Origin of the sequence: Clostridium sp. AF27-2AA (assembly GCF_003478505.1) — a bacterium.
Classification (GTDB): domain Bacteria; phylum Bacillota; class Clostridia; order Lachnospirales; family Lachnospiraceae; genus Brotaphodocola.
In genome coordinates this window covers 251-20,628 of record NZ_QUFI01000022.1, presented here as the reverse complement: position 1 = coordinate 20,628, position 20,378 = coordinate 251, and the positions used below count along the sequence as shown (strand labels likewise).

Sequence of the window (20,378 nt, the reverse complement as noted above, 5' to 3'; positions counted from 1 at the left end):
TCTCTTATTTTCTCAGCATATGCGGCGCAGGGATCGTTCCCGCTCCGCTTTTGCCGCAACGCATTTATCTATTAGTATAGCCGTTTTCACCAGATGCAGCAATATAATTGATTATTTTTCCACGCTCAGCGTGTCTCCTCTCCCGCTGGCAGCGTGACCGTAAACCGGCTTCCACAGCCCACCTTACTTGTAACTGTCACCGTACCCTGATGGGCCTGAACGATGGCCTTCACAATCGCAAGGCCAATTCCAGCTCCCCCAGTTTTGCGACTGCGGGAAAGATCAGTCCGGTAAAACCGTTCAAAGATCAGTGGCAGTTCTTCCTCTGCCATGCCAATTCCCTGATCTTCTACGATCAGGACTGCCTTGTGTTTCTCCTGTTTCACCCGGATCTGAATCGTTCCACCTTCGGTGGAATATTTTACCGCATTGGAAACCAGGTTGAAGATAACCTGATGCAGCCGCCTCTGGTCCCCCATCACTGCCGCTGCTTCCCCGCTCACTTCACAGGTGAGCTTTTTCTTTTTTAAGTCCGGCTCAAACGCTGTCTCCACGGCCTGCGCCAGTTCCAGAAGATTCACCGGTTCCAGTTCCAGATTCATATTTTCGGTTTCCATCTGCCGGAGCTTCTCCAGATCAGAAATAATGCCAGAAATCCGGCCCAGCTCCTCATAGCAGCTCTGCAGCCGGTCTTTCGTTGGTTCCCAGACCTCATCCAGCATCATTTCCAGATTCAGGGAAACATTCGCCACCGGGGTGCGGAGTTCATGGGCCACATCGGAAGTCAAACGCCTGCGAAGCGTCTCCTGCCGTTCCAGGCTCTCCGCCATGTGATTGACTGCGCTGCTTAACTCCACAAGCTCCTGTGTCTGCCTGTTTCCATTTTCAAGACGCATCCCATAATCTCCCTCTGATATTTTCCGGGTCATTTCTGTCACCTTAAGCAACGGAACGGATAAACTCTTTGCAAGTACCGCGCCTGCCGCAGCCGCAGCCACTGCGGCACAGATTCCCACCACCAGAAGAATCCGGTTTAAAGAATCCAGGAACCGGAAATCACTCTCATTTAAATAGTAAGGGCTGTAATAGCTTACATCGAGATATCCGATCACCGCATTGCTCTGCTTTACCTCATAATGGTGCGTTTCAAAATTCCCATCTAACTCTGGTCGTTTTTCCGCCATCTGTGTACGGATATCCTGCATGATCTGATGGCACAGCGTCATATCATGGTTCTCCGCATCCCAGATCACCTGACCCTCTGCATCACTCAGCCGGATCAGATACCCGTCTTTCAGGGCATACATGCCAAGACCATGGATATAGTCTACATTCCAGGTTCCATCTTCCGCATGATACTGAAAGGATAAGGACTGGGCCAGCTGCTCCGATGACATTTTCCGCTGCTGCGCCACATACTGCTCAAACTGACGGCTGATCAGGCCATTGGCCGTGACGCTGATAACCGCAACCGTAATCAGGACAATAAAGGCAAAGCCTGCTGCCAGCTGAGCGCTGATCTTCTGTTTCATTCCCTAAAACCTCCGAATTTATATCCCATTCCGTGAACCGTGCAGATATAAACCGGCTGTTTGGGATCGTCCTCCAGCTTCTTGCGCAGGTTCTTCACATGGGTATCGATCACCCGGTCATAGCCGGAAAAATCCAGGCCGAAGGCCAGCTCAATGAGGTCTTCCCGTGTGAATACCTTCTGCGGATACCGGGTGAAAGCATTCAGAAGCTTCCACTCGATGGGGGTAACCGCAATCGGTTTCTCCTGTTTGCAGACCTCCTTTCGATCCTGGTCGATCACAAGATCACCGTGATTCCAGGACACACGGCTGGAAACAGGTACTGGAGGCTCCAGCGTCCGCCGCCAGACTGCCTGCATCCGGGTATACAGATTTTTCAGGCTGAAAGGCTTGGTAATATAGTCATCCGCCCCGATATCCAGACCATTCAGCATATCTGTTTCCATGGTCTTTGCCGTGAGCATAATGACCGGCACCCGGGACTCTTTGCGGATCTGAATACAGACTTCTTCTCCGGAAAGGTCGGGAAGCATCAGATCCAGGATCACAAACGAAACCGATTCTCTCTGAAAGACCTGCAGCGCTTCCCGCCCGGTTTCCGCCTGAAACACATGGCAGCCCTGCTTTTCCAGATATGAGGTCAGCGCCTCCCGGATCATTTGTTCATCGTCTACAACCAGTATGTTTTTCCCGCCCGTCATCCTGCTTCCTCCTGACACTCCGCTCTCTTCTGGCATCCCGCTTTCTCCTGCAATTTCGTCTGTTCTTTTCTGCTGTAAGTTCTATTTTTCCGCCAGAACCATCTGAAAACAGATCAGAAACCGCCTCCACAGCAGCCCATACCCGAACTTCCAAAGTTTCCAGCTCCGGTATCCGGCTGTGCGTCAGAAATTTCCGGTGCCTCACCGGTTCCATCTGTCACAAAAATATTACCACGAATCATGCCCATCCAGCAAGTGTAGGGAACGGTTCCTGTCTTTTCCGGGGTAAATTCAATGATATTTTCGCCTTCGGAAAACGTGTGGGTAATTCCGTAGGCGTTGAGCAGCATGCGGTAATTGCAGCCGTTTAAAGCTCCCTTCGGCACTTGGATAATCCAACGGACCGGAATTCCTGCTGTTACGGTAATATTCGGATAGCGGCCGCCAGTGAGTGTGCTCTCTATGATCTGAACTCCATCCTCAGCCGTTGCACCAAGATCATTCGTTTCTGAAGCACTTGTATCCGGTTCAGCCTCTCCGGAGACTGCATACACCTGCTGCCCTGCCGCGTTCCATTCCATTCCGCTGTAAAAAAGCCCGGACAGATTGCCTCCCTGGGACAGCATCGCAAGGCCCAGCACGACCACCAGAACCGCGCCGGTCTCCATCACCTTTGCAGAAAGACGTTTTCCCAGCATAGCCACAAAGGAACCGAGTCCCAGCATCAGCGGTACCGTACCCAGGCTGAATGCCAGCATGGACAATGCTCCGGCAAATGGATTTGCCGATGCCAGCGCCACGATCTGCATGGACTGGAGCGGCCCGCATGGCATCATGCCATTTAACAGACCGATCACAAATGGCTGACTGCTTCCGGCCTTTTTCCGGTTCACGTTTCTGACCAGAAACCGCGGAAGCTGCAGTTGAAACCGCCGCAGCCATGGAAAAATTCCCAGCATGTTGATTCCCAGGATCACCATGAACACACCGGCAGCCATTTTTAAGATTCCCTGGAAAAACGGAGAGATTCCTGCTCCATAGGTTTCTCCGACCAGCATTCCCGCAAGTCCCAGCAAAAATCCGATTCCCGTGTAAGAAATCACGCGTCCCAGGTTATACAAAACAGCAGACCGAAATGCACCAAATCTGCTGTCCTCTTTTCCGGCGCTCCGTGGAATGCACTGGGACAGATTGATGCCCCCGCACATGGCAATGCAATGCACCGAGGTAAGGATTCCAATGAGAAAAAGCATCCCATATCCCATCCCGGTATCCGCAAGTTCACTCGGAACCAGCAAATTCAGAATGCCGGAGTGCTGCAGCATCCGGTAAAGAAAAAAGATCAGAATCAGAAGGGTCGCTGTCCTTCCGAAATCCGGTTTTCTGACAGCCGGTTCCAACAGAACCTCATATCCTGCCCCACGGATTACCTGCCGGAGTTCTTCCAGCGTCACCCAGTCCGGATCAAAAGCAATGTCTGCCGTTCCCTTCTGATAACTGACCTTCGCACTCTCAACGCCTGGTGTCTTTTTTAACACCTGTTCTATTTTATTCTGACAGTTAACGCACGTCATACCGTCAATGTAAAGTCTTTTTCTGCTGATATTCACGTTATTCGCACCTCCTGGCGTGAATTTTAGCAGAAAGATGTGTGATTTTTATGTGGATTCTAACTGTTTTTCTTCATCTTCTCCACAAGCTTTCCATATACCCGCTCCACAAACCAGAGCTCTGTGGATTTCTTCAGGGCTTCCTCCGGCGTAAACCAGCTCACACCGCTGTTCTCATCTTCCTTCACGAAAACCTGCTCTTCTGAATCTGCTTCCAGAAGATATGTCACATTCAAATGCAGATGGCTGGATACATATTTTCCCCGCTTCACATGTCCGTCTACCGTCAAAGATTCCAAAGAAAAAATTTTCTCTGACACCGGGCGCACACCGGAAATTCCGGCCTCTTCCTTCACCTCCCGGATCGCCACTGCCAGCAGATCTGTCTCACCGTCTGCATGACCGCCAAGCCAGGACCAGGAATCATAAATATTGTGATACACCATCAGAACCCTGCTCCGATCCTTATTGACCACCCAGGCCGAGGCTGTCATATGTGCCACGGTATTATCCCGGGAAAATGCATCGTCCTGAGTCTCGATCCAATTCAGGATCAGGGACTTGTCCATTTCCTCCTGCTCGTTAAAAGGCTGATATGTCCTTATTGACTCCATCAGTTCCTGTCTGTCCATTCCAATACGCTCCTTTTTCATGGTTGGTAAAAATGCTTCGCAAAATCCTGCCTCATCTGCCATCCTCACCGAGAGTCCGCAGAATTTCCGCAGCACGGCGGATTTCTGCCTCATCTGTGCGATAGCATTCAAATTCACTCAGGCTCCCGAGTCCCATATGTACACGCTCATTCCGATAACGCATACCGCTCTCCAGCAGCCTTTTTCCGGACATATGAAAGGCACGCACTCCTGTTTTTTTCGCGATTTCTGCAATATTCGCAGACGTCACGCCTGCCCCGGCAAGGATAGTCACTCTACGGCTGTCTGACCAGTTTTGATCTGTAAGCTGCACAAGCTTCTTAAGGAGCCAGCATCCGGCGAAGCAGTCTGCCTCCTGACCGGATGTCAGGATCGTATCCACGCCCAGCTCTGCTGACTTTTTCAAAGCTTCAAACGGATCTGCACACACATCAAAAGCACGGTGCATGGTAACTGCACAGCTGCCTGCTGCTTCCATCATCTCCTGCATCTGCTCCGTATTCAGTGTTCCATCTGCATTCAGGCTTCCAATCACAACTCCTTCTGCCCCTTCCTGCGCAAAATGGCGAATATCCTGAAGCATCTGCCGATGCTCATATTGCGTATATAAAAAGTCACCAAACCTTGGACGGATCAGCGTCCGGACCGGCAGTCCTGTTTCTTTTTTTACCTGCTCAAATAATGGATAGCCGGGCGTCGTTCCCCCAATTACAAGGTTAGCGCACAATTCCAGGCGTGTTGCACCACCCCGTTCGGCAGCCAGTGCCGATTCCACGCTGTCCACGCATACCTCTAATATATAATCCTTCATTTACTAAGATCTCCTATGAAACCAATGTCCTTGTTACAACCTGCTTAATCCGTAAAACAAAACAGGCTTTGTTTTCTGATTTTATAATACAACAGTCCCACGATGTCTGCCAGTGCCCATCCGATCGGAACTGACCACCAGATACCGACCACACCGATCTCCGGTATTGCAGATAATATATATGCCAGAGCTACCCGGGTTCCCAGTGAAAAAACGGTAAGCACTACACTCATCCCGGGTCTTCCTAAAGCCCGGTACAGACCATATAGCAGAAACAGCCATCCGATTCCAATATAGCATGCTCCTTCAATACGCAGATAGCGTACCCCCTCCATGATGATATCCGTTTCTCCGGCATCTATAAATATCATCATAAGCGGCTTTGCAAAGACATACACCAATGCAGATATCACCACACAGAAAATTGCGGATATCCGCACAGCTTCTTTCAGTCCCTGCTGTATTCTCTTCTTTTCTTTTGCTCCATAATTCTGTGCAATAAACGTAGAAAATGCATTTCCAAAATCCTGCACAGGCATATATGCAAAAGCGTCGATCTTTACAGCAGCCGCAAATGCAGCCATAATGACTGTTCCAAAGCTGTTTACAAGTCCCTGGACCATAAGTATTCCAAGATTCATGACCGACTGCTGGATGCATGTCAGCATGGAAAAAGAGAGGATTTCACGGATCCGTTCTTTTTTCAGACAACCGATTTTCCGGATCGCACGCACCTGTTTATGATTTACGAGTGTATAGAGCATGATACCAAGTCCTGACAGATACTGTGAAATCACAGTTGCCTGCGCTGCTCCTGACACTCCCAGCTCCAGACCGATAACAAACCAAAGATCAAGTATAATATTCAGCACAGATGACAGGGCCAGAAACACAAGTGGTACAACAGAATTACCGATTGCCCTGAGATATGAAGTGAAATAATTGTACAGAAAAACAGCCGGAATCCCCATAAAGATCACAAACAGGTATGCTCTCATGTCTCCCCACACTTCATCCGGAACTCTGAGAAACGATCGAAGCCCGTCAAGGCTCACGTAGGTAATCATATTCAGTAATACCGTCACAGCAGCAATAAAGAAAAACGATGCACAGATATCCTCTTTCAGTCCATTTTCATCACGCTGGCCAAACCGGATAGAAAACAACGCACCGCTTCCCATGCACAGGCCCAGAAGAATGGATGTTATAAATGTCATAAGTGTAAATGAGGAGCCTACCGCAGCCAGCGCCTTTTCGCCCAGAAAGTGCCCGACAATCAGTGTATCTGCTATGTTGTAACACTGCTGCAGCAAATCTCCAAGTATCATCGGAATGGCAAATAAAAGCATTGACCTTACAACAGGTCCTTTTGACAAATCTCTGTTCACCTTGTGCCTCCAAAATGTAAGTTTTATATTTCGAAATTGAAACAAAGCCGGATCAGCTGACACAGGTGACCGGCATCAAAGATATCAAAGGCTTGCGGCTATAAAAATCCATTTTTTATTCCGGGTCCTGATTCCGCTTGGACAGTCGGTCAACAGCTTCCTGGAGTCTCTGAAAAAACATTCCCGCATGATAGCCGTCTGCTACCGCATGAGCTATCATCAGGTTCACAGGCATCAGAATCCGGTCTCCTGATTTTTCATATTTTCCCATGGTAATGATCGGAAAATACACCGGTTCTGTACTGTTGACCGTCCTGCTGCCAAATGCCGTAAATGCAGCCCAGGGCACGCAGGAAATGCAGTAAAAATTGGCTGGCTGTCCTACTTTTGCCTTGATACCCCTTTTCTCCTGTCCTTTTTCCATATCCTCTGTGATTTCCCGGTAAAAGGTTTCAAAATCATCCGTGTAGCCAGTCCAGCAATCGGAAAAGGTTTTATCATCCTCATGAAAAATCGTATAATTCGGGACCACCTGATCCCACACACATAAATTTCCCTCCGCATCTCGAAACATGCGGAAATTTTCCATCTGGTTGAGTACTTTTGTTACCAGATAAATGATAGACGGATAAAATTTATGACCGCTCTCATGACAGAAATCCAGCAGATTTTTCACATTGATCGGCACCGTCATATTGCATTCGATTTTTAATTTTTCCGTATAATATTGATAGTGTTCCCTGCGCGGCCAGGCAGCCATATCTATTTTTCTGTAGCCAGTCATGGTATCCTTACTCCCTTCCTATTTTTTACAGCAGATCCAGCAGTGCGGCATAAAGCGGCTCATTCTGCTTTACCACCAGCAGCAGTTCTTCCTTGGCGCCATTTAACTGGTGAAATAAGCGCCTCACAGATCTGTCTTCGGATCTCAGATAATTCTGTCTGTCATAAAAATACCGCTGATCCAGTACCATGGCCAGACGGCCTGCGCAAATGGCCGGTTCCGCTTCATTCAGAATTACCTGATAGCCCTGATGCTGCGCATCACTCAAAAGAACGTCTGCCTCCCGGTCATCATTGGCATACAGCACGGTAACATGCGGAAAATGTCTTCCCTTTTTGCGTTCTGGAAGACACATCATGTTCTGGATAAACGAAGAAATCTCTGCATTTGTCCGGATCCTGTTTGTGAGCCGGAAGCTCTGAATTCCGGAGATCTGTTCCAGTGCATGTACTGCTGCCCGGTCCAGTTCCTCCGGAGATAGCATATTTTCATAATCGCTGGAGAAAATGACCGGCCGTTTCCCGCAGTAGCGCAGTAGATATTCCAGTTTCTCCTGAGAAAGGAGATGCGCTTCATCTACAAGAACAGCACTTGCGCCTGAAAGGAGATCTGATGTAATCTGAGAGTCCGCCAGGTACTTTACCCGCCTCAGCCGCTCATGCAATACCTTCCACTGCTCCACAGCCTCTCCACAGTGGATCAGACAGACCTGCTGTCTTACGGAAAGCTTCATGGCCATATCGTAAAGAAGCAGAGTCTTTCCCGTTCCCGGAAGTCCCTGAAACCAGTAATACCCGGTCCGTTCCAGACGAATCTTCTTTAAGATCTGCCGTTCAATATCCCGCTGCTGCGCTGTCAGAAAATATTCTTTTTTTAAGAATCGGGAGGGCTCCGTCAACGGGGAGATCAGAAACAATTCCGCCTGAAACAATGCTTCCGCATTCCCCTTATAGTCCTCGCTTTCATTCTGCAGCTCACTGCACAACTGCTCCCAGTCCGTATCTGCAAGATGGTCATGATTTGTCAGGCGGACCAGCCGGTTCTGGCTGCTGATATACGTATATGACCGGATCGGTTTCCCCAGCACCGACAGATAATACCGGTTCTGCAGAAGCTGACGACGCATAGCCTCCTCCGACACTGCTCCGCTTTTCAGCTCAATATTGACGATCTGGTCTTCCTTGATCTGAAGAAGATCAAATTCCTTTCCCAGCCGCGGAATCTGGAAGGAATAGAAAAAGCGCAGTCCGCAGACATCCGGCATCCGGTTTTCCAGCTGATCCACCAGGTTTTTCAGGCTGTCCAACTCCCATTCCCGCATTTTTAACGGCTTTTCTCGCTTGGACAGCTGACGCTCCATTCTGGAAAGCTGTGCCAGATTCTGTTTTCTTGTAATGGCATAAATTGAAATTGATTTCATAGATTAACTCCGGATTTTACTAAACTTCCACTCATATCTAAATCCAAAAATACCTTAATCAGCCAGAAAATATAGTTTTTCATATCTTCTTTGCCAGATCTTCAATTGTCCCAAAAATAATTTCTTTATAATTCTCCTGTGTAATATCTGTCAGATCATGCTCCTGCTTTTCCACGCTCCCCAGGCCCCAGAAAGAAGTTAATTTGTCTTCATGAATGGCATTGTAAAATAAAGAGTGCCTTGACGGAGAACATCCCGCAGTCCAGTCTTTCATTCCATCAAACTCCATCTTTGCTATATAAACCTTCGGCACATCGCAGGTGTCCGAATCCACATTGATCTCTACCGCGTAAACCGGCCCGTCAATCCAGCCATTTTCCATAACCGGCCCGTCTTCCCGGCGCTGAAACAGCAGAATAAAACTCCAGTAAATCCAGCCTTCCCAGTTCTGATCCGAGCTGTGTCTCAGGAAACGCTCTTCTGGCATATAATATGTTTTCGTGTCCAGTTCTGCCCTGCATTTTCGAATCAGTTTTTCGATTGCCTGCAATGTTCTAAATACCACCACAAAGGCGTTATGTATATTTTCTCCAACTGTCATCTGCACGTTCCTCACTCCACAATCTTTAACGAAATGTCCAACAACTCTCCTTGTTCACTTCCGGCTGGTCAAAGGAAAAGCCTTCAAAAGACAAAAATCCTTTTTCCTTCAAAAGTGATTTCAGATCTTCCACCATCGTTTCCTCGTAGGGCGACATCATCACTACCTGATCTAGTCCCAGCAGTATATCCTGCCAGGAAAGATAAACCAGATGAACATCCTGGAACACCGCCTTATTCTTATTTTCCCTGTAAATTTGTTTTGCCTCTTCCGCATCAGCAATCAGCAAAAGAAGCTTTTCTTTTTCAGGACACCATTCATCTTTCAGGACCTCTGCTTCTTTTTCTAACTGGTTCATTCCAGACAGTCCGCTCTGATATTTGACCTCAATGCCAATTCCCACAGAAGCCAGCGGAATATATCCGTCAATCTCAACCTTCCCGTTTTCCGAACGCTTCCAGAATTCGAAATCAAACTCCTCATCCAAAAGACTGGAAAAAATGTATGCCACCTGGGGATCTTCGCTGACTGCATAATGTGTAAAAACCTGGTTTAGGCCTCTGCGAAAAGGCAGGTAGCGCATCGTTCCAAAGAAGCATCCGGTTAATACATCCTCTGAATTTGTAGAAAATTTATGATAAATTTCGGCAATCATAACCCTTTCTCCTGTTTTCTATGCTGCTGTGGTCGGTTTCCCTCAGTCCAATTGTATTTCATATTCCGTATTACCCCTCCCATCAGAAAAAAGCGTTTATATCTGTGTTTATTATACTTAATTTCATCTGGAAGCACAAGGAATGTTCGCTCTTTGTAATCAGCCACTATATAAATCAGGACTCATCCATAGATAATCCTCATTTTTTTATTTTCCAGTCGAAACTTATATCACCGGTCTGCCTGAATTACAAAAAGAGCTGCCCACGCGGACAGCTTTTTCTGTAATTCACGAATCATACTATTTCTGTTCCAATGACATCTTCCTCAATAACGCATTCGTGAACCTTTGTTTTTCTATTGTAGTTTACTCCAACCAGTAACACATTTCCTCTGTATTCTTCCAGGCTTCTGCAATACTCTTTGTTTTTAATCTGTGCAATGGCTCCGTCCACGTCTTTATCCCACTTTAATTCCACTACAATGGCCGGTTTCTCCGGGAATTTCTTTCTTGGAATAAATACAAGATCCGCAAAACCTTTTCCGCCTGCCAGTTCCCTGTGAATCACATAAAAATTTCTCGCTGCATACAAAGCAAGGGAAATGGTATAACTCAATGCATTTTCATCATTATACTGAATATGAGATGTTTCAAAATGTGCCTGGCTGATTGCTTCGGCCACCTGCTTCGGCCGTTTCTGCCAGATTGCTTCCAACGTATCTGCTGAATTTTTTAACGACTTTGAGACCTCTCCCCATTCCGATGCCGAAACACTGTTTACATATTCTGCTCTTACTTCTTCATTCGGAATTTTTACCGTCTTACTATCATAATCATAAGAAACATACCCCAAATGAATCAGAAGCGTCAGGACGTCATCTTCGAAATGAAAGGTCGACATATCATTTGAAAAATTCCCAATATTGACCGGAACTGTATTACCTGCAATCATACTCAAAACATCATCTTTTAAGCCCTCAAAATTCATATCAATATAAATTCTCAACGCCTCGAATGTCTCGGTTTGATTCCAGTAATTCCCTATCTTTTTGAATCGCATACAGCTTACTACAGAACGCGGACTGTAAATGGAGATTTCATTTTCAAAAGAATAGCCATCATACCAGCATTTTACTTCTGTCATATCCATCTGATACTGCTCACACAGCATTCTGACTTCCGCTTCTGTAAAACCTACATACTCCGCCAGCGGGCCAGGATCAATCATGGAAAATTCATCGAACATATTCAGGGCAGAATGCGTCCCGTATTTCTTAATTGGAAGAATTCCCGTCATATAGGCAAGGTGAATATAGGCCTTGTCCTTTAGCACGTCTCTTAGAAAATCAAGATACTTTTCCTGTGCCGCTTTATCTTCTTTATACTCCCGGAAAATACAGTCCCATTCATCCAGAATTACAACAAATGCCTGTTTCTTCTGGGAATATACGTCCTGCATACATTCAATCACATCGGTGTCATCAAAATAGTCCACATCCGGATATTCCTTTTTCAGATCGCGAATGACCAGTTTGCTGAAACGTTCAATCAGTTCATAAATGCTGTGACTTCTGCTTAAAATTTCCTGCATATTAACGGAAATCGTATTGTACTGATTCAGATATTGTTTGAATGCACTGTTTTTTGCAATCTCAAATCGTGAAAAAAGCTGCCCGGCAGCGCACCCACGGCTATAGTATGCGGTAAGCATATTAGCTGCCGTCGATTTTCCAAAACGCCGCGGACGGCTGACACAGATATATTTCTGCATCGTATGCAAAACAGAATTGGTATAGGCCAGTAAACCGGTCTTGTCCACATAAATGTCGGAATTCACGGCCTCTTCGAATTTGCTGCTGTCCGGATTCAAATAGATCCCCATTTGCGCGTCCTCCCGCTTTCCACTATTATTTATTCAGTATACCTCATTTCTTACTCTTCCGAAACAGCAAAACTCAGATTCTGTTTTCTGCCTGTTCTACTCCCGCATACTGCATAAATGCCTGTTTTGCCCGCTCCAGAAGACCTGTCAGATCCACACTGTCCTCAAAACAGCAGATCACCACCAGAACTTCTTTCGCGTTTTCTGTTACCATGGCCCGGGTAGAACTCTATATTCCTGGTAAAATCCAAATCCAAGAACACCTTAATCAACCAGAAAAACACCAACAGCACCAGAATCGGAATCACACAGGAAGTGATCAGCATCACGGCGATGGCTTCTGCAAAACGGCTTAAGGAATGTTCAATCTTCTGCAGCAGTTCTTCGGAAGATAATGTCACGTTTTCCACAGCACCAGTCACCGTTTCTTTTGCGCTGCCAAAAGCTCCCTTTGCTTTTTCCCAAAGACCTGTCACACCTGTACCTGAATTTTCTGATGTTCCCGCAGTATGACCCGGATTCTGTCCTGCTCTCTGACCATCTTGATCTGCTTCGCTTCCACTCGGCTGCGTCTCTGTTCCTTCTCCTGATTTACTCTCCAGAATTTTCTGCGTTCCTTTTGCTTCTTCCAGGGTCATCTCGATCTGGGCATGGTAGGTGTTATCGATCAGATCAGACAACTTCACACTGGCAGGAACCACCAGAAAAATGCAAATGCCAAACGCCAACAACCTTCTGGCCAGACGTCCAATACTGCGGTTTTCCAAAATCAAATTTCCAGCAAACAACACGCACGCCGCCGGAATGAACAATTTAAACGCTGCGTAACCAGTCAGCGTCACCAGATATTTTTCCAGAAATACCGCACACAATACAATGAGTAAATATCCGCTCAAATCTGCAACCTTTTCTGCAATCGGTGTTCCCACATCGCCCGGAATCAGTGTGATCAATGCCGAGGTAGCGGTAGCTGCCACCGTCAGTTCCAACACCGTATCTTTTTTCTCGTCCAGTGCAGCTATGGTCTCCTTATGATGTTCCGGTGCCGCCGCGTATTTTGCTCCCGCGCTGAATGACAATATTGCGATCACAAGCAGCACTATAATCCCAAGCCATTTCTTTTTGTCATAGGTAATGTTCATACTTATCCTCTTTCTTCCTTTCGTAAATGACCTGCCTATTTTTCTGTTCCTGTCACTTCTTCTCTTATTTTTTCTCATCCAGATACGCATCCAGAAACCATTCCGCCAGACTGTTCGGTCGGATATTCGCTCTCGCTTCTTCTGGTGTAAACCACTTGCAGCGGTCAATCTCCTGATTGATATGCAATGCTTTCGCGTTATCTACATAGGCAGTAAAATTGCACATCAGCGTGTTGGACGGCTCAAAAAATCGGGTCCGGTTGAATTTCATGCGGGATACATGAAGACCGGTTTCTTCGCGAACTTCCCGCGCCACAGCATCCTCCTCCGCCTCGCCCCGGTTCACATAGCCAGCCACCAGAATATAAGTCGGCTTTCCGTACTGCTGGATCAGAAGAATCTTTCCAGTTTCTTCATCCGTCACAACCATGCTGACCGCCACATTGTACATAGGGAAACGGTACTGCTGGCACTGCGGACAGTATGGAACAATGCCTTCTCCCTCCAGTTCTTTTTCCGTCAGCTCTGCTCCGCATTCATAACAGTGTTTCTGAATCATTCCTTTATCCTCCTTCTAACAAACCGCAGTTTCCATATCACGCAAAATCAGCCTTAAAATCCCCACGGCAGATATGCCGCCAGAACTGCCAGCAGCACCGATGGCAGCATATTCGCCACACTCACTTTCTTTCCCCAGATCAGATTGACTCCGATGCAAAAGATCAACAAAGATCCAACCAGAGACAGATAGGCCAGAGCCAGTTCTGTCATAACCGGCGACAGTAACCCGGCCAACAGTGTAATGCTTCCTTCAAACGCAAACACAGGAATGGCAGAAAACGCGCATCCGCGCCCCATAGAGGATGTCATCACCGCAATGATGATAAAATCCAGAACAGATTTTACCGCCAGCGTGGAATAATCATGCAGCAGTCCGTCCTGAATCGAACCGACAATCGCCATGGCTCCAATGGATACCGTCAAAGAAGCGGTTACAAAAGCATTGACAAACTCCGCGTCTTTGCTGTTTCCGGTCTTCTGCTTCAGCCATTCTCCAAAGCTCTCAAATCCATGCTCAATTCCAATCAGTTCCCCGATGATAGTTCCAATGGCCAGGCAAAGCACCACCAGCATGGACTTTCCACTGCTGATCTTTCCTCCATCAATAGAAAGCATCCCCTCCATAGCCCCGGCAATTCCAATAAATAACACGCTAACGCCACAGGCTTTGTTCAATGCTTCCTGCTGCTCCACACGAAACAACTTACCTGTAAAATGTCCGACCAGGCCACCGGCTATAATGCTGACACTGTTTATGATGGTTCCCAATCCTGTCATGATTTCTCCTTTGTTGTCTTTCACAGAAACTATTGACATTTTCTTAATTTTCGTTTATTCTTTTTACTAGAAACGAAGTTTACTACCGTACGGCATATGCTAATGCGGCTTGCTCGTTTCTTTTTTTGTGCGAACAATATCATACAAATAGAGTTTTTCGTCTTTGTCCCGTCTTATTAATATTCTTGCACCAAATATGTTATATCTTTCCAACTCACCATTTTCATCATATACAGGCAAGCCAAACCGGGTATCATACCGATACCATCCATATTTTGCCTTACTTCCATGCTTATTGAAATAATCTGGGTATTCCGCTTTATTATAAGCAATTTCTATCAATTCCCCAATTGCCGTTATTGTATTGGCTTTTGCTTTTTCGTTTGCTCCTTTTGTATTTTTCGTATCTTGCGAGTGACTGAATTCATCCGGAAAATCTGTACCGATATATACTTTCTCTGATGTTTCAAGAATTTCGTAATATTCACCAATATATTCTTTTAGATATTCCTCAATGTGAACCTTACATGACTAAAGTCACGTGCTTCTCAGCTGCTTTAAGCAGCAAGACTAAATATCGGCGGATACGCCTGTAACTTAGAATTTGTGCGGATACGCACTTTTTCCATGCCGGATACGGCTGGTTTCCACATTATAGGTAATCCACTGTATATCTGCCTGTGTTTATGCAGCTTTGGAATTGTTTATTGCCACAGAAAGCTTTCTTAAATCTGCATAAACACATGAGGTTCTACGCTTCACAGAAGGAACTTTTGCCTCCAGTGAAGACCTTTCCGTTTCCGGTAAGGGTTTTAGTAATTCCCGGATAAAATATCTGGCACCGATATTATACGAAGCAGATAAATCGCAATGATAACATTTCCCTGTTGTAAATCTACAAAGGCTATGATTCTCTGTGCTTCTGTCCACATTTCCGCTTCCATCATACGCTAACCAGCTTGTGTTGCGGGCAGATACTCGGGAAATATGTATTCCACATCTGTGCGCCTGATGTTCACACAGTTTCTGAATATCCTGCTTTCTCCATAAATGAAGCTTTTGTTTCTTTTTCCCGGATATCTTTCCCTGCATTTCCAGATACTCAAAAACAATTACGTTCACCTGATTTTCTCTGGCATATTTTGTGATTTCCGCAGCTATCTTACGGGACAGTTCCATGTTCAGCCTTTTTGCATAAGCCCATCGGCTTTGAACCTGTCTGGAGCAATGTTCTCTTTGAAAACGACGGATTCTGCCAAGTACATGATACAATTGGTCTTTATCACTGGAGAAATTTATAAATTTCCGCCCCAGGATAGTGCCATCTGCACACATAATACTGCAGACCGCATCCGTATTAATTCCCAAGTCAACGCTGCATACCACTTGTTCTTTTACAACTGTTTTTGATAAGATTGTTTCCTCTGTGTAAGAAAATCGAAGAAAATATTTATGATGTTTCTTTTCCAAAGTGGGGGCAGATGCTTTTTCTCCGCTCCATTTTTTCCGCAGATATTCCATATCTGTATGGAGTAATTTTACCGGGAACCATTTCCAGTCACGCCCATCAAATAACTTTAAATGAGCCACATCTTCTCCGTTTTCTGCTTCCCTATACATTACATCACGATAAAATACCGGCATCGCATGATTCTCGCAGGTCAGCTTCGGTCTTCCGCTCAAGCCTCCCTTTTCCCACAAACTCAGCCGTGTCTGATAAGAGGATACACTTCCAAGCGCGTGCTGAATGGCCGCTCTTCTCAAATAGGACGGCATTTTGGGGAAATGGCGGTCAAACGCAAATCTGGCACGATTCTTTTTCGTTTCATGTACCAGATGTTCGGCTTCATTAAAGCGCTTCTGTGTATTTCCGATTTCTGAAAGTTCTTCCCAACTCTCTGCATACACCCCAATCAGGTAGGAAACTGCCTTCCGGAAAATATCCAGCGTATGGCGGATTGGTATATTCTGTTTTTTGACCTCTACACCATAGCTGGATACAATCTGCATAAAGCACCTTTACTTTCTTTTTTCCCTTTCTTTTTGCCCCTCAATATACGCCATTACCTGATCTCTGCTTTGATCACTTACAGTAACTGCACAATACGATGGATTCCACAAATGTCCTCCCCACAGTTCCCGTTTTAATTCTGGATGCGAAAGAAACAACTGACGCGCCAGATTTCCTTTCATAATCTTGATCATATCTGATATAAAAAACTGTGGCTTACAGTCCAAAAGTAAATGAATATGATCCGGCATAACCTCCATCGCAAGAATCTGAAATCGGTATTCCTCCGCAAGTTCATATAACATTTTTTTGCATTCTGCATCTAATCCATTTTTCAGAACCTGTTTTCTGTATTTCGTGCACCAGACAAGATGGTACTGTAAAGAATACACATATCCTCTACCATATGAAAGTGTATTTTCTTTAATAGTAAATATATCTTTTTCCATATTTATATTATACCATATGTTTCTTTATATAGCAAACATTTGTTCTGTATTTATTAAAAAATTTGGCACACCTAACTCATCACTAAAGTAACGAGAATGCGGTGTGCCGTTTTTCAATCCAATTAATGTTTCGCCTTGATTTGAAACGTACATCATTGATCAAAACAATCTTTTTTCCATCCAGATTTGCAATAATATTGATATTGGATTTGTTATCCGCTTTTGTCAACTGCGTAAACCTCAATTGATACATCAGTAATCTTGGAACATATTCTGGCGGTTGTCTCCTCGCTGCTTCCCAATCTTCTAAAGTCCGAACAGGGATCCCCGTATATTCCGAAAATTCTTTCCGGTTCATTCCTACTTTTTCTCTTAACGATCTCACTAGACTCGCCGTATCCATAACAATACACCTCTCATTGCGTTTTGCTAATAATAACATAAAATCTAGCTCGCAATATTTCAAACCTGAATACAGCGAAAGCCACCGCATACGAAACGTGCGGCGGCCTTCTGCCATCGTCTTACAGTCTGCAAATGCCTCTGGCATTCGCAGGTCTGTTTCAACATATTTCTTTCTATTTATGCTTCGGTACCATAACTTCCATACCGCCCATATACGGCTGCAGCACCTTCGGGATCTTGACAGTTCCATCTTCCTGCAGGTTGTTCTCCAGGAATGCGATCAGCATACGCGGCGGAGCAACTACAGTGTTGTTTAAGGTATGAGCGAAGTACTTTCCATCCGGTCCGTCTACGCGGATCTTTAAGCGGCGTGCCTGTGCGTCTCCTAAGTTGGAGCAGGAACCTACCTCAAAGTACTTCTTCTGACGCGGAGACCATGCCTCTACGTCGCAGGATTTTACCTTTAAGTCTGCCAGGTCACCGGAGCAGCACTCCAGGGTACGGACCGGAATGTCCATGGAACGGAACAGATCTACTGTGTTCTGCCATAATTTGTCATACCACAGCTTGGACTCTTCCGGCTTGCAGACAACGATCATCTCCTGCTTCTCAAACTGATGGATACGGTATACGCCGCGCTCCTCGATACCATGAGCGCCTTTCTCCTTACGGAAGCACGGAGAATAGCTGGTCAGAGTCTTCGGAAGTTCGTTCTCCGGAGTGATGGTGTCGATGAATTTTCCGATCATAGAGTGCTCACTGGTACCGATCAGGTACAGGTCCTCACCCTCGATCTTGTACATCATAGCGTCCATCTCCGCGAAGGACATAACGCCGGTTACGACGTTACTGCGGATCATGAACGGCGGGATGCAGTAGGTGAAGCCGCGGTTGATCATGAAATCACGCGCGTAGGAAATCACTGCGGAATGCAGTCTTGCGATATCGCCCATCAGGTAGTAGAAGCCATTTCCTGCTACCTTGCCTGCTGCGTCTAAGTCGATGCCGTCGAAGGTCTTCATGATATCGGTATGATACGGAATCTCGAAGTCCGGAACAAACGGATCGCCGAATTTCTCGATCTCTACGTTCTGGCTGTCATCTTTGCCGATCGGTACGCTCGGATCAATGATGTTCGGAATGGTCATCATGATCTTTAATACCTTTGCCTCCAGCTCGGTCTCCTGAGCCTCCAGCTCTGCCAGGCGTGCTGCGTTTGCTGCTACCTGAGCCTTAACCTCTTCTGCCTCATCCTTCTTGCCCTGGCCCATTAACTGACCGATCTGCTTGGACAGCTTGTTGCGGGATGCACGAAGGTTATCAGCCTCTGCTTTCGCTGCACGGTTCTTCGCGTCCAGCTCGATAACCTCGTCAACCAGCGGAAGCTTCTCAAACTGGAACTTGTTCTCGATATTCTTCTTTACGATGTCCGGATTCTCGCGGACAAACTTTAAATCTAACATTTTTTCCTCCTGTATACGTTTCCCTGTTCCCGACTCCAAAGCGCGCCTGGAAACAAAAAATGTAGTATAATCAAACTCGATTATACTACATTTCTACCGGGTTGGAAACCCCTAATTCAATTAATCCAGCTCGTAAACATCGCCGTATTTCTCCTCAAAGGACTCCTGGTCAGCCGGTACTTCAATCTCGCCATTGATGATCTTCTCTTTTACTTCCTCAACCTCTGCTATGACATCGTCTGCAATCAGATCCTGGCTCGGTGCGATATCTACACCGCCCTCTGCCAGATCGTAGGTGTGTACACTGCTCTCCAGAGTACCATTTACCAGAGACTCGATGGTATCATATACTGCGTTATCCACACGCTTCATTGCGGAGGTCAGGACAGTATCTGGGGAGATGCCGGACTGGTCACTGTCCACGCCGATTGCGTAAACACCAGCTTCGTGACATGCCTCAATCACACCAAGACCGGTTGCTGCTGCCGCGTGGAAGATCACGTCTGCGCCATTGGTGATTGCGGTGTTTGCCATAGTCTTACCGGTTGCTGCGTCTGCGAAAGAGTTTGCGTTGAACTGCTGGATCTTTGCGTCCGGATTCGCATCCAGAACACCTGCGCAGTAACCGTAACCAAACTGGTTCATGGTCTCATTGGCCATACCAGCCACATAGCCGACATTGTTGGTTTTGGTGGTCTTGCCTGCTACATAACCAGCCAGGTAGGACGCCTGCTCCGCGCGGAACATCAGGCAGGTTACGTTCGGAAGATCAATGGTTGCATCATCTACAATAGCAAACTTGATATCCAGATTCTGCTCTGCAGCGGTTCTGGTAGCATCCGCCAGCATGTAACCAATGCTGATGATCAAGTCATATTCCTCATCCGCGAAAGTCTCCAGGTTCGGAGCATAATCCGCATCGGTGCCGGACTCCAGGTAGTTTACGGTCACCCCCAGCTCTTCAGCCGCACGCTCCATGCCTTCCCATGCAGTCTGGTTGAAAGAACCATCATTTACGCCGCCGACATCGGTAACCAGGCCGATCTTTAAATCAGACGTATCCTTCGCTGCCGCGGATCCGCTCTCTGCGGTATTATTATTTTCTGTGGTATTGGTGTTAGAACCACCGCATGCCACAAGGGAGATGCACATTGCTGCTGCCATCATAAGAGCTGTAATTCTTCTTTTCATTCTGTCCTCCAAATATAAACTTTTCTTCGGCCTCGAAATAGCCTTGTAGGTTATACCATAAAAGAAGGCGGATGAAAAGGACACATGGCACTTTTAAAATACCAATTTAAATCATGTTCGCGAAAGTTCCGAAGCAGGCCGGGGTGGTATCCCGCTGCGTAAAATATAAGTGCCGTGTTCGGACGATGTGGCTGACAGCCGTTTGCGGATAGTCGGACTGATCGTCCGCCTCCCGAAAACGTCAGTCGCCACATAGCCGGACACGTTGCACTTATATTTATGCTACGCAGGATACCACCCCGGCCTGCTTCTGCTTTCCTGACTATTCTACGATAATGAATA

The 20,378-nt window shown here is 46.4% G+C and carries 19 protein-coding genes; all 19 read right to left on the bottom strand.

Annotation, left to right across the window (positions count from 1 at the left end; translation table 11 throughout):
• Positions 1-125: 125 nt before the first annotated feature.
• Positions 126-1,532, bottom strand: a complete 1,407-nt coding sequence (locus DWY84_RS12150; RefSeq protein WP_118533653.1) for a HAMP domain-containing sensor histidine kinase — start codon at positions 1,530-1,532, stop codon at positions 126-128.
• Entirely contained in the window at positions 1,529-2,233 is a 705-nt protein-coding gene (locus tag DWY84_RS12145) for a response regulator transcription factor (protein WP_118533652.1), read from the bottom strand. Before DWY84_RS12145 ends, DWY84_RS12150 begins: the two co-directional genes overlap by 4 nt.
• A 113-nt stretch (positions 2,234-2,346) precedes the next feature.
• The gene (locus DWY84_RS12140; RefSeq protein ID WP_118533651.1) at positions 2,347-3,843 is read right to left on the bottom strand and encodes a sulfite exporter TauE/SafE family protein; all 1,497 of its coding nucleotides are present in this window, start codon (positions 3,841-3,843) and stop codon (positions 2,347-2,349) included.
• Between the two features lie 59 nt (positions 3,844-3,902).
• Positions 3,903-4,475, bottom strand: a complete 573-nt coding sequence (locus tag DWY84_RS12135; RefSeq protein WP_118533684.1) for an NUDIX hydrolase — start codon at positions 4,473-4,475, stop codon at positions 3,903-3,905.
• Positions 4,476-4,527: 52 nt separating this feature from the next.
• Positions 4,528-5,307 carry a copper homeostasis protein CutC gene (locus tag DWY84_RS12130; RefSeq protein WP_118533650.1) on the bottom strand — a complete coding sequence of 260 codons (780 nt, stop codon included), beginning with the start codon at positions 5,305-5,307 and terminating at the stop codon, positions 4,528-4,530.
• Positions 5,308-5,351: 44 nt separating this feature from the next.
• Entirely contained in the window at positions 5,352-6,695 is a 1,344-nt protein-coding gene (locus DWY84_RS12125; protein ID WP_118533649.1) for an MATE family efflux transporter, read from the bottom strand.
• Positions 6,696-6,810: 115 nt separating this feature from the next.
• A complete protein-coding gene (locus DWY84_RS12120; protein ID WP_118533648.1) occupies positions 6,811-7,479 on the bottom strand; it encodes a CatA-like O-acetyltransferase in 669 nt (222 codons plus the stop codon).
• A 25-nt stretch (positions 7,480-7,504) separates the two neighbouring features.
• Complete coding sequence (locus DWY84_RS12115; protein WP_118533647.1) at positions 7,505-8,899, bottom strand: AAA family ATPase; 1,395 nt, start codon at positions 8,897-8,899, stop codon at positions 7,505-7,507.
• Positions 8,900-8,978: 79 nt separating this feature from the next.
• Positions 8,979-9,500: a hypothetical protein gene (locus DWY84_RS12110; protein ID WP_118533646.1), complete on the bottom strand. Its 522-nt coding sequence runs from the start codon at positions 9,498-9,500 to the stop codon at positions 8,979-8,981.
• Positions 9,501-9,525: 25 nt separating this feature from the next.
• Positions 9,526-10,155 carry a hypothetical protein gene (locus DWY84_RS12105; RefSeq protein WP_118533645.1) on the bottom strand — a complete coding sequence of 210 codons (630 nt, stop codon included), beginning with the start codon at positions 10,153-10,155 and terminating at the stop codon, positions 9,526-9,528.
• A 295-nt stretch (positions 10,156-10,450) separates the two neighbouring features.
• A complete protein-coding gene (locus DWY84_RS12100; protein WP_118533644.1) occupies positions 10,451-12,037 on the bottom strand; it encodes an AAA family ATPase in 1,587 nt (528 codons plus the stop codon).
• A 164-nt stretch (positions 12,038-12,201) separates the two neighbouring features.
• Entirely contained in the window at positions 12,202-13,179 is a 978-nt protein-coding gene (locus tag DWY84_RS12095; protein WP_182434950.1) for a hypothetical protein, read from the bottom strand.
• Between the two features lie 64 nt (positions 13,180-13,243).
• On the bottom strand, positions 13,244-13,738 hold the full coding sequence (locus DWY84_RS12090; protein WP_118533643.1) for an NUDIX domain-containing protein: 495 nt from the start codon (positions 13,736-13,738) through the stop codon (positions 13,244-13,246).
• Positions 13,739-13,791: 53 nt separating this feature from the next.
• Positions 13,792-14,517 carry a DUF554 domain-containing protein gene (locus DWY84_RS12085; protein ID WP_118533642.1) on the bottom strand — a complete coding sequence of 242 codons (726 nt, stop codon included), beginning with the start codon at positions 14,515-14,517 and terminating at the stop codon, positions 13,792-13,794.
• Between the two features lie 684 nt (positions 14,518-15,201).
• Complete coding sequence (locus tag DWY84_RS12075; RefSeq protein WP_243024842.1) at positions 15,202-16,200, bottom strand: IS200/IS605 family accessory protein TnpB-related protein; 999 nt, start codon at positions 16,198-16,200, stop codon at positions 15,202-15,204.
• A gap of 336 nt (positions 16,201-16,536) precedes the next feature.
• Positions 16,537-16,977 (bottom strand): IS200/IS605 family transposase, encoded by a 441-nt coding sequence (gene tnpA / locus DWY84_RS12070; RefSeq protein WP_118533640.1) that lies wholly within the window; start codon positions 16,975-16,977, stop codon positions 16,537-16,539.
• A gap of 82 nt (positions 16,978-17,059) precedes the next feature.
• Positions 17,060-17,527 carry a helix-turn-helix domain-containing protein gene (locus DWY84_RS18070; RefSeq protein ID WP_347560797.1) on the bottom strand — a complete coding sequence of 156 codons (468 nt, stop codon included), beginning with the start codon at positions 17,525-17,527 and terminating at the stop codon, positions 17,060-17,062.
• 28 nt (positions 17,528-17,555) lie between these two features.
• Positions 17,556-18,845, bottom strand: coding sequence for a serine--tRNA ligase (gene serS / locus DWY84_RS12060; protein ID WP_118533639.1), 1,290 nt, complete (start codon positions 18,843-18,845; stop codon positions 17,556-17,558).
• Positions 18,846-18,965: 120 nt separating this feature from the next.
• Positions 18,966-20,036 carry a BMP family ABC transporter substrate-binding protein gene (locus DWY84_RS12055; RefSeq protein WP_118533638.1) on the bottom strand — a complete coding sequence of 357 codons (1,071 nt, stop codon included), beginning with the start codon at positions 20,034-20,036 and terminating at the stop codon, positions 18,966-18,968.
• Positions 20,037-20,378 lie beyond the last annotated feature (342 nt).